This is a genomic window from Janthinobacterium sp. UMAB-56, assembly GCF_900095265.1.
GTDB lineage: Bacteria > Pseudomonadota > Gammaproteobacteria > Burkholderiales > Burkholderiaceae_D > Janthinobacterium.
Genome location: NZ_LT607670.1, coordinates 26,474 through 39,363 on the forward strand (window position 1 = coordinate 26,474; position 12,890 = coordinate 39,363).

The window sequence follows — 12,890 nt, forward strand, 5'->3', positions numbered from 1 at the left end:
TCGCGGGCATTAAATGCCAAAGATCTCCCGAACAAGCATGATTTGCGCAATAATATTGCGTGAAACGAGAACCACCGGAGGAAGCATGAGCAAAATTACGCTGGATAAAACGGACCGCAAGATCCTTGCCGTCCTGCAGGCCGACGGGCGCCTGTCGAACCAGGACGTGGCTGAACAGGTCAGTCTGTCGCCATCGCCATGCTTGCGCCGCGTCAAACGGCTGGAAGAAGCGGGCGTCATCCGCCAGTACGTGGCCTTGCTGGACCCGGAAAAGATCGGCCTGGGCTTGCTGGCTTACGTGAATGTGCGGCTGGAAAAGCACAGCGACGCCACGGCGCACAGCACGGCACGCGTGCTGGCGCCCAACCTTGTGACGAATACCTCGCCGCGCGCCGACTTTGCCGTCGCCGTGGCGCAATGGCCGGAAGTGGTGGCCTGCTATGCGATGACGGGCGAAATGGATTATTTATTGCGCGTGCACGTGGAAGACATGGAGCACTTTTCGCGCTTCATGATGGCGACCCTGCTGCGCCATCCGGCCGTGCTAGACGTCAAATCGAGCTTTGCCCTGCAGCGTATCAAGGATACGACGGCGCTGCCCTTACTGTGACGGTGGCTCGGGCTTCTTCTTGCGCCCCGGCAAGCGATCCCACAGTTTGAATGCGGCGCGCGCGTTCGCCTTGAACGTGTAGTCGAACATGGCAAACTGCTCCTGCACGGCTTCCTGCAGCATGCTCGACGGGTTTGGCGGCAACAGTTTCAGGTATGCATCGGCTTCGCCATAGTCGCGCTGAATTTCCATGCCCGCCTTCTTGGCGATATGCATCATCGTCTTGTTCGACGACAAACAATGCATGTACAGGGTATCGACATCGTTGTTACGGCAATGTATCGCCGCCCGCTCGAACAGTTTCGAACCGACGCCCATGCCGCGCATGGATTTCGACACGGATACGCCAAACTCGGCCACCTGCTCCTTCTCCGTCACGACACTTTTCGCCGGCGACTTATCCTTCGGCGCGAACGCCAGATGCCCCACGCCCACCAGCTTGAACAGGCTGTTGTAGACGCCGTAAATCATATCGCGCGAGAAATCCATCTTCTGCACGTACTGGGCCACCAGTTCATCGGGCAAGGCGCTGCCGAAGCGCAGCAGGCGGTCGCTTTTCTCGAGCGACAGGAAATGCTTCATCATGCGACGCCGGTCGCGCTCATGCAACTGCTTGACGAGCACGCTCGGACGCCCGCCGCCGCTACGACTGAGCCAGCGGCGAAACGGGTTTTGAAACAGCTTGGGTAAGGTCACGACGACTCCTGGAAGCGGTGCTGCGGCACGTCAGGCCGATATTGTGCAGTGCAACATCATGCCGCCATTGTAGCCTATTCCCGTCCTTCAAGCCTGGGCCAGGAATGCCTGCACGGCCGCCACCCGCGCCGCGTGGATGACTTCAGGGATGCGTTTCGGCTCCACGCAGCCTTGCGCCAGCGCCCCCGCATTCACGCCGCGGGCCGCATCGAGGCCGCCCTGCAGCCGCGCCGCCGGCGCAAAGTCAGCCGCCACCAGCCCATCGCACGCCACCGCTTGCAGCAGTTGCGTAAAGCGCTGCGGCTTGCGCAAGCCATCGCAGCGTTCGCACAGGGCGACGATGGCTTCGGCGCCCAAGTCCAGCGCGCCGTTGATATGCTCCCGTTCACGCGCCGCCATGACGGCCAGCTCGCGGCACTCGTTGGGCACGCGCAAGCGCTCGCTCAGCTGCTCGATGGCAGCCTTGCTCAGTTGCAGCATCAAGGCGGCAAAGCGCACGGGCAAATCTACACCTTGCACGGCGGCATGGTCGACAGCCTGCAGCAAATGTGCGCCGAGCATGATTTCTGGCATGATGCGCGCCAGCGCGCCACACTCGTGCAATACCGTCAGCATGCGTGAAGGATGGCTTTCCATCAGCCCCTTGGCCACTTCCTGCCACACGCGCTCGGCCACCAGGGCATCGACTTCGCCGTCGTGCACCATGCGGCGCATCAGGGCCAGTGTAGCGGGCGCAACAGTGAAAGTATTAAAGCGGGCGGCAAAACGGGCCAGGCGCAAGATGCGCACGGGGTCTTCGCCAAACGCGTCGGAGACGTGACGGAAGATTTTGTTGCGGATATCCGCGATGCCGCCGAACGGGTCGGTCAAGGTACCGTCCTCGGCTTGCGCGATGGCGTTGATGGTGAGATCGCGCCGCACCAGGTCGTCTTCCAGCGTGACGTCGGGCGCCGTGTGGAAGACAAAGCCCCGGTAGCCGGGCGCCGTCTTGCGCTCGGTGCGGGCCAAGGCATATTCTTCCTGCGTCTTCGGGTGCAAAAACACGGGGAAATCCTTGCCGACAGGGCGAAAACCCTGGCGCAGCATGTCTTCCGGCGTGGCGCCCACGACGACGTGATCGTGGTCTTTCACGGGCAAACCCAGCAGTTGGTCGCGCACCGCGCCACCGACCGTGTATATCTTCATCATCAACGTCTCTTTAATCGGGTAATTCCGCGTCGTGCCTGGCAGCGACTTCCGTTTCTGCCAGCGCTTCCGTGATCCAGCGGGCCACGGCCGGGTGCGCCTGCACGCGCTCGCAGTACGCGTTCAAGGCCGGCGCCAGGCGCACGCCATACGTGCGGAAACGCATGACGACGGGGGCGAAATACGCATCGGCAATGGAAAAGTCGCCAAACAGGAACTGGTGGTGGCCAAAGCGCGACAGACACTCTTCCCATATTTCGCTGATGCGGCCGATATCGGCCTGGGCGGCGGCCGTGCGGCCCCGGCCCGGCAACTTGGCCTTGATATTCATCGACATATCCGTGCGCAAGCCGGCGAAACCGGAATGCATTTCCGCGCAGACACAACGCGCCATGGCGCGCGCGGCCACGTCTTGCGGCCACAGATGCTTGTCAGGAAACTGCTCGGCCAGGTATTCGCAGATGGCCAGGCTGTCCCAGATCGTTATTTCTCCCGCCAGCAGCACGGGTACCCTGCCGCAGGCCGAATACTCGGCGATTTTGGTGGCCGTGTCACTCTGGTCGAGCAGCACGCGTACTTCCTGGAACGGGATGCCGAACGCCGTCATGGCCACCCATGGGCGCATCGACCACGATGAGTAATTCTTGTTGCCGATGATGAGGGTCAGGCCCGGCTCGCGGGCAGCGGCCAGGGTTTGCGTCAGGCTGGGGTCAAGGATGGTCGTTTGCATGGTCAGTGATCAACAATATGGGTCAAGGCAAATCGGCCGCGATAGCGCTGTTTTTCGGCCCCACGGTGCCCAGGCGCGCTTTCAGCGATTGCGGGCTCTTCTCGAACAGGGCCGCGTAATATGTGGCGTTGGCCATCACGTTTTTCACGTAGCCGCGCGTTTCCGTATACGGAATTGATTCGGCGAAGACGGCGCCTTCCAGCGGCCGCGTCATGGTGGCGCGCCAGATGCGCAGGCGTCCCGGCCCCGCGTTGTAGGCGGCGCTGGCCAGCACTTGCGAACGGTCAAGGCCACCGAGCACCATGTTCAGGTAATTCGTGCCCAGCAAGACGTTGGTGCGCACGTCGCTCAAGGCTTCCGTGACGAAATCGGTGAGGCCGATCTTCTTGGCGACATAACGGGCCGTCGACGGCATGACCTGCATCAGGCCGGATGCGCCCACGTGCGACTGCGCATCCATGATGAAGCGCGATTCCTGGCGGATCAAGCCATACACCCAGGCTTTATCGAGGCCCAGGGTTTGCGTGGCCGGATGCATGACGTCGTCGTGCGGCGTCGGATAGCGCTGCGTGTAATCGACTTCCAGGCGCGTGCGGTCCGAGGTGTTGACCATGCGGTCGAGCACATTGTTCTGGCGCGCAAATTCGGCGGCTGCCAGATGTTGCCTATCCGTCATCGAACGCAATTCCCAGTTCCACTCGCGCGTGCCTTCGAAGCGCAGGCGCATGTTGAAAAATTTCAGCGCCCGCTGCAAGCCCGGATTGGCAGCCATGGCGGCAATTTCCGTCGGCATGATGGGCTGGCCAGGCGGCGGCAAGACCAGGTGGTTGCCCAGCTCTTCATTGGCCAGCAAGCCATAGAAATTCGACTGGTCCGCAATCGTGCGGTACAGGGTATCGGCTTGCACATTCGGGCGGCCCGGCGTTTCCGCCTGCTGCGCGCGTGCCAGCCAGTACACCCAGGTGGGGTCGGCGCGCAGCGAGGCGGGCATGGCCTGGATAGACGCCTTCACCACGGGCCAGTTGCCTTCACGCAAGGCAATGCGCGTTTTCCACTGCATCTGCTCCTGGGTCAATGGCGCGCCATTCGATTTTTGCCAATAGTCGAACGCTTCCGGCGCCAGCGAGTACGACGCTTGCAGGGCCAGGTTGGCCCAGCCGATGGCTTGCTCTTGCGCCGTCAGTTGCGAACTCGCCTTTTGCAGCGCCACCACGCCCAGCTTCAGGGTGCTTTTCGCCATGCGGCCGATGGCCACCAGGTACATCTCGTGGTCGGCGCGACTTGGCCCCGGCCCCTTGGCCAGCATCAGCGCCGGCAAGTCGATGGCTTGCGCCATCTTCGCGTCGGACGCGCCCAGCAGCAGCGCGATGCGGCGCGCCGGGCCCGTCGCATTCGTCTGGCCCGCCAGGCGGATCTGCGCCCACAGGTCATTCGCGTCGAACTGGCCATTTTGCGCCAATGCCGCGATCAGGCTGCCGCACGCTTCGCCATAACCGGGCGGCGAGACGAGCAGGTTGCGCGCCTCGGGTGCCACGTTCTGGCCCTTGGCGGCGCGCGACATCAGCGCATAGCACTTGAGCTGGGTGTCGTCATCGAGGGCGAATTGCGGATATTGCTCATCAAACACGACCCAGTCGCGCTTGCGGCCCAGCTCCAGCAACCAGTCGTTGCGGAAGCGGTCGGCGATGGCGCTACCCTTGTAGCGGTTCAGGTAATCGCGAAATTGCGCTTCCGTCAGCTGTTTGATGCGCGGTTTCAGCCGATAATAGTCAACATACGAGGGAATCTGGTAATTCGTCAGGCGCCCCGCATAAAAGTCGGCTTTTTCGGCGTCATCCTTGCGCGCGGCGTCGCGCAGCAGCAGGAAGGCATCGTCCTCGCTGCGCGTGTCGGGTGCGGCTGGGGATACGCTGGTCGATACCTGGGCCAGGGCGGCCAGGGGAGACAAGGCCGATGCAACACACAGCATCGTGCCGGCAATCCATTTCAGTGGGGAAATCAATGTACGACTCTCAATCTTAACTTGATGGTGATATGAATAGCGACCCTAGAATAACATGCGATCCGGCTACACGGCCACCCATTGCGCCACAGGACAAAGCCGGCTTGCGCAAGGCGCTGCTGGCGGCCCGGCGCGCCCTGCCCGATGCCACGCGCACAGAATGGGATGCAGCCATCGCGCAGCGCCTGCTGGACTGGTGCGCGCAGGAAAACGTCAAGGAACTGGGCGTGTACTGGCCCCTGCATGGCGAGCCGGACTTGCACGGCGCGTACGCGCAGCTGGCCGCGCGCGGCGTGCAATTAAGCTTGCCGGTGGTGCTGGAGAAGCATGCGCCGCTGGCATTTTCCGACTGGACGCCCGGCGTAGCGATGGTGAAAGATGGCATGGGCGTGGCCGTGCCGGCCCAGTTGCGCCTGCGCCCGGCCCCTGCCACCCTGCTGGTGCCCTGCCTGGGTTTTAGCATGCAACGGTTCCGCCTCGGCTATGGCGGCGGCTATTACGACCGCACCCTGGCGCAAACGCCGCGTCCGCGCACCCTGGGCATCGCCTATGCCTGCCTGGCCGCCAGTTTTCCGAACGGCGAATACGACATCGCCCTCGATCACATTATGACCGAGGGCGATCTTTACTGAGAGCACCGAACATTACCTACTGCGCGTCGCGATTTGCGGCTTCCGATGCTCACTGCCTCGGCGGCCCCGTGCTTAGCACAGCTCCGCTTCTCAGCCACAACTCGCATCCGCTCGCTACGGTTCTGTTAGGCGCTATAACCCCGAAGAATTACTTGACCAGGCGCTGCCACAGTGCGGTAGTGGGCGCCGCCTGGTTCATGCTGTAGAAATGCAAGCCGGGCGCGCCGCCTTCCAGCAAGCGTTCGCACAAACCCGTCACGACGTCCAGGCCAAAGGCCTTGATGGACGCGCTGTCGTCGCCGAAGCTGGACAGTTTCAAGCGCACCCAGCGGGGTATTTCCGCGCCGCACATGTCCGAAAAGCGCATCAATTGCGTGTAGTTCGTGATCGGCATGATGCCGGCCACGATGGGCACGTTGATGCCCATCTTCTGCGTCTGCTCGACAAACTGGAAATACGCGTCGGCATTGTAGAAGTACTGGGTGATGGCGGCATCGGCGCCGGCCTGCACCTTGCGCGCAAACGCCTGCAAGTCGTCTTGCGGCGACCGGGCTTGCGGATGCACTTCCGGGTAGGCGGCCACTTCGATATGAAAATGATCGCCCGTCTCGGCGCGGATGAACTCCACCAGTTCGTTGGCATAGCGGAACTCGCCCGAGGCGCCGTAGCCGCTCGGCAAGTCGCCGCGCAAGGCGACGATGCGGCGCACGCCGGCCGCCTTGAAGTCGGCCAGCACGGCGCGGATCGATGTGCGCGAACCACCGACGCACGACAGATGGGGCGCGGCCTGTTCGCCGGCCGCGAGGATCTCGCGCACGGTGTCCAGGGTACCTTGCTGCGTGGTGCCGCCGGCGCCAAAGGTCACCGAGAAATACTTCGGATTCAATTCGGACAACTTGACACGCGTGGCGCGCAGCTTTTCCGCCCCTTCCGGGGTTTTCGGCGGGAAAAACTCAATACTGAAATTATGCTTTTCCATCGTCATTACTCAAAAGTAAGGTCGACAGGGCCCAGGAAATGACGCTGTACAGCAATGCACCACCGACGGCCGACCAGAAACTGGCGACATGGAAACCGTCGATCACTTGCGCCACCAGCCAGAACATGAAGCCATTGATGACCAGGATGAACAGGCCCAGCGACAAAAACGTCACAGGCAAGGTCAGCAAGATCAACAGAGGGCGGATCAGCGCATTGACCAGCCCCAGCACGGCAGCGGCCAGCAACGCGGTCCAGCCGCTGCTCATCGTCACCGAGTGCATCAAATACGGGACGGCAAACAGGGCTGCCGCATTGATAAACCAAATCAGTAGCAAGCGCATTTCTCTAGCCTGTCAAAAGTAGGGTCAGGCCGGCGGCAAGCGCCGGCCCTCAGAGGGGGAGTGACAGCCCCGGACTACCGATTAATAACGGTAGTGCTCTGGCTTATAAGGGCCTTCTTGACGCACGCCGATGTAGTCGGCTTGCTCTTGCGTCAGTTCCGTCAGCTGCGCATTCAACTTTTTGAGTTGCAAACGAGCGACTTTTTCGTCCAGGTGTTTTGGCAGGGTGTACACGCCGACCGGGTAGTTGGCCGTGTTCGCATACAGTTCGATCTGGGCGATCGTCTGGTTGGCGAACGAGGAGCTCATCACGTACGACGGGTGGCCCGTGCCGCAACCGAGGTTGACCAAACGGCCTTCGGCCAGCAAGATGATGCGGCGGCCCGACGGGAAGATGATGTGGTCAACTTGCGGCTTGATGTTTTCCCACTCGTATTGTTTCAACGAAGCGACGTCGATTTCATTGTCGAAGTGACCAATGTTGCAGACGATGGCCTGGTCTTTCATGCGCGTCAGGTGATCGTGCGTGAGGATATGGTAGTTGCCGGTGCAGGTCACGAAGATGTCGCCGTGTTCGCAGGCGTAATCCATGGTCACCACGCGGTAGCCTTCCATCGCCGCCTGCAGTGCGCAGATCGGATCGACTTCCGTCACCCACACTTGCGCCGACAGGGCGCGCATGGCTTGTGCCGAACCCTTGCCGACATCACCGTAACCGGCGATGACGGCCACTTTACCGGCGATCATCACGTCGGTGGCGCGCTTGATGCCGTCGACCAGCGACTCGCGGCAGCCATACAGGTTGTCGAATTTCGACTTCGTGACGGAATCGTTCACGTTGATCGCAGGGAAAGCCAGCTTGCCTTCCTTGTGCATTTGATACAAACGGTGCACGCCGGTGGTGGTTTCTTCCGTCACGCCGAGGATTTCCGGCAAACGCTTCGAATACCAGGTCGGGTCGGCCAGCAAGTGTTTCTTGATCGAGTTGAACAGGCAGATTTCTTCGTCCGAACCCGGATTGGCCAGCACCGACAGATCGGTTTCCGCGCGCACGCCCAGGTGCAGCAACAGGGTGGCGTCGCCGCCATCGTCGAGGATCATGTTCGAGTAGACGGCCTTGCCATCCACGTTCGGCCATTCGAAGATGCGGTGCGTGTATTCCCAGTAGTCGTCGAGCGATTCGCCCTTGACGGCGAACACAGGCGTACCGGCGGCAGCGATGGCGGCAGCAGCGTGGTCTTGCGTGGAGTAAATGTTGCAAGATGCCCAACGCACTTGCGCACCGAGTGCTTCCAGGGTCTGGATCAGTACGGCGGTCTGGATGGTCATGTGGATGGAACCGGTGATGCGCGCGCCTTTCAAGGGCTGCGCAGCCGCGAATTCTTCGCGGATGGCCATCAGGCCAGGCATTTCCGTTTCAGCAATCTTGATTTCTTTGTCGCCCCATGCGGCCAAGGTGATATCGGCGATGGTGTAGTCGTGTTGCGATTTGAGTACGGCGTTCATCACGCCCTCCTTTCAGTTGAAAAAGGTACGTGAGCGCAGTTGCAGGATATTCCGAGCCTGGCGAATTTCTTCGTCGCAACGCTCCTCGGACGATGGATTTTAACAGCGCCAAGGCCGCTGCGCCAGCCAAATTCGCCATACTTGCTACGTTACAACATCCCGCCCGCCATGAAAAAAGCGCCCGCAGCCAGCTGGCCGGGGCGCTTGCATGACAAAGTGACTAGATTACTTCAGGCCGGCAGCGTCGCGCAGCAGGGCAACCTTGTCGGTGCGCTCCCACGTGAATTCCGGCTCTTCGCGGCCAAAGTGGCCGTAGGCGGCGCTCTTCTGGTAGATCGGGCGCAGCAGGTCGAGCATTTGCACGATGCCTTTTGGACGCAAATCAAAGTGCGCCAGCACCAGCTTGGCGATTTCCGCGTCGGGAATCACGCCCGTGCCTTCCGTGTAGACGGTGATGTTGATCGGCCTGGCCACGCCGATGGCGTAGCTGACCTGCACCTGGCATTGGCGCGCCAGACCGGCCGCGACGATGTTTTTCGCCACGTAGCGTGCCGCATACGCTGCCGAACGGTCGACTTTCGAAGGGTCCTTGCCCGAGAACGCGCCGCCGCCGTGCGGGGCTGCGCCACCGTAGGTGTCGACGATGATCTTGCGCCCGGTCAAGCCGCAATCGCCTTGCGGACCACCGATGACGAAACGGCCGGTCGGGTTGACGAGGAATTTGGTCTCCGTCAGCCATTCGCGCGGCAGGATGGGCTTGATGATTTCTTCGATGACGGCTTCTTCGATTTGCTTGTGCGAGATTTCCGGCGCATGCTGTGTCGACAGCACGACCGTGTGCACGCCGACGGGGCGGCCATCGACGTAACGCAGGGTCACTTGCGATTTCGCATCCGGACGCAGCCACGGCAAACGGCCATCCTTGCGCAGTTGCGACTGGCGCTCGACCAGGCGGTGCGCGTAGTGGATGGCGGCAGGCATCAGCTCGGCAGTTTCATCGCAGGCGTAGCCGAACATCAGGCCCTGGTCGCCAGCGCCTTGATCCAGGTCAATGCCCGCACCTTCATCGACGCCTTGCGCGATGTCAGGCGACTGCTTGTCATAGGCCACCAGCACGGCGCAACCCTTGTAGTCGATGCCGTATTCCGTGTTGTCGTAGCCGATGCGTTTGATGGTTTCGCGCGCAACTTGAATATAATCCACATTGGCGTGCGTGGTAATCTCGCCAGCCAGCACCACCAGGCCGGTATTGCACAGGGTTTCGGCAGCCACGCGGGCGGCTGGATCCTGGGTCAGGATGGCGTCAAGGATGGCGTCGGAAATTTGATCGGCAACCTTGTCGGGATGGCCTTCCGAAACGGATTCGGAAGTGAAGAGATAGTCGTTTGACATTGCAAGCTCCTGATTACTATGTGAATGTTCTGTCGCAGTAAAGAGGATTTTGCCTGCGACGCTTTAGCGATATTTATATTCCGCTTCGCAAGTTGTCTATTAACTCAGCGGTTACTGCATACGTGGTATTTTACGCTTCTTAAAAAATTTTGGCACAGCAACACGCCATTCCTGGAAACCGCTTATTCATGTTAGTCCCAATTTTCCGCTTCTTATCCCTCTTTCCCCTGCCCGTCCTGCATGGCCTGGGCGCTGTGCTCGGCTGGGTGATTTACGCCATTTCTCCCTCCTACCGTCGCCGCATGCGCGAGAACATGCAGGGTGCGGGGTTTTCGCAACACTTGCACACGGCCGTGGCCGAAGCGGGCAAGAGCGTACTGGAACTGCCCTTCATCTGGTGCGCGCCGGCCGCGCGCGTGGCGCGCCATGCGACGGTGGAAAACTGGGAACTGGTGGAAAAAGCGCTGCAGCACGGCCGCGGCATCGTCTTCCTGACGCCGCACCTGGGCTGCTTTGAAATCGTCGCCCAGCAAATCGCGCTGCGCACGCCGCTCACCGTGATGTATCGCCCGCCCAAGCGCGCCGCCCTGAAACCGCTGATCGAGGGTGCCCGCGCGCGCGAAAACCTGATGCTGGCGCCGGCCAATATGTCGGGCGTGCGCATCTTTGCCAAATGCCTGAAAAAAGGCCAGCCCATCGGCTTGCTGCCCGACCAGGTGCCGCAGGAGGGCGAAGGCGTGTGGGCCGATTTCTTCGGTCGTCCCGCCTACACCATGACCCTGCCGGCCAAGCTGGCGCAGATGGGCGGCGCCGAAGTCATCATCACCTACGCCGAGCGCCTGCCTGGCGGGCGTGGCTACGTCGTGCATTTCGTGCCATTTACCGAGTCGCTAGCCATCACCTCGGCCGAACAGGCGCGCACTATCAATGCCGCCATGGAACAATTGATCGCCCGCAGTCCCGCGCAATACCTGTGGAGCTACAACCGCTATAAAGTACCGCGCGGCGCGCCGCCGCCCACGCCAGCGATGCCGGATGCCGCCAAGGAGCAGGCATGAGACTGCTGATCGCTTTCATGTGGCTGCTGCACTGGCTGCCCTTGCCCATCCTCGGCCGCTTCGGCGTGGCCGTCGGCAGCCTGCTGTTCCTCGCCATGCCGACGCGACGCAAGATCGCCCTGACGAATCTGCGCCTGTGCATGCCGGAACTGACGGAACGGCAACGCGTGGCCCTGGCGCGCCAGCATTTCCAGGCCTATTCGCGCAGCGTGTGGGAGCGCAGCATCCTGTGGTGGTCGTCGGAAGCGCGCCTGAACCGCCTGATCCGGAAGGTGCCCGCCTTCCCGGGCCAGCAGATCGCTGCCAAGCCCACCATTTTGCTGTGTCCGCACTTCGTCTGCCTCGACGTGGCCGGCGCCGCCACGGCGATGGAAATTTCCGCCTCGTCCATGTATGTGCAGCAAAAGAATGCCGCCTTCGACCAGGCCTTGCGCAACGGCCGTTCGCGCTTCAAGCCGCCCAAGCTGTTCACGCGCCAGGATGGCATCAAGACGATTTTGCGCGCGCTGCGCGACGGCTTGCCGTATTTCATGCTGCCGGACATGGATTTCGGCGAGAAGGATGCGCAATTCGTGCCCTTCTTCGGCGTACCCGCCGCCACCCTGACGGCCACGGCGCGCCTGGCGCTGGCCGCCAAGGCGCAAGTCATTCCCGTCATCGCCACCTTCCTGCCCAATTACCAGGGCTGGCAAGTGACCTACTATCCTGCGTGGGACGATTATCCGGGCGACGACATCACGGCCGCCACGCTGCGCATGAATGCATTCATCGAAGAACGCGTGCGCGAAGCGCCGGCCGAGTATTTCTGGACGCATAAACGCTTCAAGACGCGTCCGGAAGGCGAAGCGTCGTTCTATAACCAACACGAGTGATACGGCAGAACATGAAACTCCAATTTACCAAAATGCATGGCGCCGGCAATGACTTCATCGTCATCGATGCCATCCATCAAGATATCGACTTCACGCCGGCCCAGTGGCAGCGCCTTGCCGACCGCCGTTTCGGCATCGGCGCCGATCAGATCCTCGTAGTGGAAAAGCCGCGCCTGCCCGGCTGCGACTTCCGCTACCGCATCTATAACAACGATGGCGGCGAAGTCGAGCAATGCGGCAACGGCGCGCGCGCCTTCGTCAAATTCGTCAGCGAAAAAGGCTTATCAAGCAAGGACAGCATCCGCGTGGAAACCATGGCCGGCATCATCGCGCCGCGCCTGGAGCGCGACGGCAACATCACGGTCGACATGGGCGCGCCCGTGCTGGACGCGGCGCTGGTGCCGTTCGATGCAAACGGCCTGGACGGCGTGGCCGAGGGTGACGACATCTTGTGGCCGCTGGACCTGGCGCTGCCGGGCAACACGACCAACGTGCTGGTGTCCGTCGTCTCGATGGGCAACCCGCATGCCGTGCAAGTGGTCGACGATGTCGATGCGCAAGACCTGGAACAATCGGGCCCGCGCATCGAGCATCACCCGCGCTTTCCCCGCAGGGTCAACGCCGGCTACATGCAGATCGTCGACCGCCATCACGTGAAACTGCGCGTGTTTGAACGTGGCGCGGGTGAAACGCTGGCGTGCGGCACGGGCGCCTGCGCCGCCGCCGTGGCCGGCATCCTGCGCGGCCGGCTCGATTCCCCCGTGCGCATCAGCGCGCGCGGCGGCGAACTGTCGATCGCCTGGCAAGGCCCCGGCCATCCCGTCCTGATGACGGGCCCGGCCGTAACCGTCTTCGAAGGCACGATCGAGCTGTAAGCGAATAAGC

The 12,890-nt window shown here is 61.8% G+C and carries 13 protein-coding genes and 1 riboswitch; of the genes, 5 read left to right on the forward strand and 8 right to left on the reverse strand.

Annotated features, from left to right (window positions below; translation table 11 throughout):
* The first annotated feature begins 85 nt into the window (after positions 1–85).
* Positions 86–610, forward strand: coding sequence for an Lrp/AsnC family transcriptional regulator (locus K0F85_RS24740; protein ID WP_034753092.1), 525 nt, complete (start codon positions 86–88; stop codon positions 608–610).
* On the opposite strand, the gene K0F85_RS24745 is transcribed toward K0F85_RS24740, so the two are convergent.
* From K0F85_RS24745 to K0F85_RS24760, 4 genes are all read right to left on the reverse strand, one after another.
* Positions 602–1,306 (reverse strand): GNAT family N-acetyltransferase, encoded by a 705-nt coding sequence (locus tag K0F85_RS24745; protein ID WP_219118521.1) that lies wholly within the window; start codon positions 1,304–1,306, stop codon positions 602–604. The genes K0F85_RS24740 and K0F85_RS24745 overlap by 9 nt on opposite strands.
* Positions 1,307–1,393: 87 nt before the next feature.
* On the reverse strand, positions 1,394–2,491 hold the full coding sequence (locus K0F85_RS24750) for a multifunctional CCA tRNA nucleotidyl transferase/2'3'-cyclic phosphodiesterase/2'nucleotidase/phosphatase (protein ID WP_219118688.1): 1,098 nt from the start codon (positions 2,489–2,491) through the stop codon (positions 1,394–1,396).
* 13 nt (positions 2,492–2,504) lie between these two features.
* Positions 2,505–3,221 (reverse strand): glutathione S-transferase family protein, encoded by a 717-nt coding sequence (locus tag K0F85_RS24755; protein ID WP_219118522.1) that lies wholly within the window; start codon positions 3,219–3,221, stop codon positions 2,505–2,507.
* A 22-nt stretch (positions 3,222–3,243) separates the two neighbouring features.
* Positions 3,244–5,190 carry a lytic transglycosylase domain-containing protein gene (locus K0F85_RS24760; protein ID WP_257638155.1) on the reverse strand — a complete coding sequence of 649 codons (1,947 nt, stop codon included), beginning with the start codon at positions 5,188–5,190 and terminating at the stop codon, positions 3,244–3,246.
* A 137-nt stretch (positions 5,191–5,327) separates the two neighbouring features.
* On the opposite strand from K0F85_RS24760, the gene K0F85_RS24765 reads away from it, so the two are divergent.
* Entirely contained in the window at positions 5,328–5,855 is a 528-nt protein-coding gene (locus K0F85_RS24765) for a 5-formyltetrahydrofolate cyclo-ligase (protein WP_257638156.1), read from the forward strand.
* A gap of 148 nt (positions 5,856–6,003) precedes the next feature.
* On the opposite strand, the gene metF is transcribed toward K0F85_RS24765, so the two are convergent.
* The 4 genes from metF to metK all read right to left on the reverse strand — a co-directional run bounded on the left by metF (position 6,004) and on the right by metK (position 10,075).
* On the reverse strand, positions 6,004–6,834 hold the full coding sequence (metF, locus tag K0F85_RS24770) for a methylenetetrahydrofolate reductase [NAD(P)H] (RefSeq protein WP_219118525.1): 831 nt from the start codon (positions 6,832–6,834) through the stop codon (positions 6,004–6,006).
* Positions 6,821–7,177 (reverse strand): phage holin family protein, encoded by a 357-nt coding sequence (locus K0F85_RS24775; protein ID WP_219118526.1) that lies wholly within the window; start codon positions 7,175–7,177, stop codon positions 6,821–6,823. Before K0F85_RS24775 ends, metF begins: the two co-directional genes overlap by 14 nt.
* Positions 7,178–7,258: 81 nt before the next feature.
* The gene (gene ahcY / locus K0F85_RS24780; protein ID WP_102297498.1) at positions 7,259–8,683 is read right to left on the reverse strand and encodes an adenosylhomocysteinase; all 1,425 of its coding nucleotides are present in this window, start codon (positions 8,681–8,683) and stop codon (positions 7,259–7,261) included.
* Between the two features lie 24 nt (positions 8,684–8,707).
* A riboswitch (S-adenosyl-L-homocysteine riboswitch) is annotated at positions 8,708–8,775 on the reverse strand.
* 133 nt (positions 8,776–8,908) lie between these two features.
* Entirely contained in the window at positions 8,909–10,075 is a 1,167-nt protein-coding gene (metK, locus tag K0F85_RS24785) for a methionine adenosyltransferase (RefSeq protein WP_219118527.1), read from the reverse strand.
* Between the two features lie 188 nt (positions 10,076–10,263).
* On the opposite strand from metK, the gene K0F85_RS24790 reads away from it, so the two are divergent.
* From K0F85_RS24790 to dapF, 3 genes are read left to right on the forward strand one after another with little or no spacing between them, the layout of a single operon-like run.
* Positions 10,264–11,133: a lysophospholipid acyltransferase family protein gene (locus K0F85_RS24790; protein WP_219118528.1), complete on the forward strand. Its 870-nt coding sequence runs from the start codon at positions 10,264–10,266 to the stop codon at positions 11,131–11,133.
* Positions 11,130–12,005, forward strand: a complete 876-nt coding sequence (locus K0F85_RS24795) for a lipid A biosynthesis acyltransferase (protein ID WP_219118529.1) — start codon at positions 11,130–11,132, stop codon at positions 12,003–12,005. Before K0F85_RS24790 ends, K0F85_RS24795 begins: the two co-directional genes overlap by 4 nt.
* An 11-nt stretch (positions 12,006–12,016) precedes the next feature.
* Positions 12,017–12,880, forward strand: a complete 864-nt coding sequence (dapF, locus tag K0F85_RS24800; RefSeq protein WP_219118530.1) for a diaminopimelate epimerase — start codon at positions 12,017–12,019, stop codon at positions 12,878–12,880.
* The last annotated feature ends 10 nt before the right edge of the window (positions 12,881–12,890 follow it).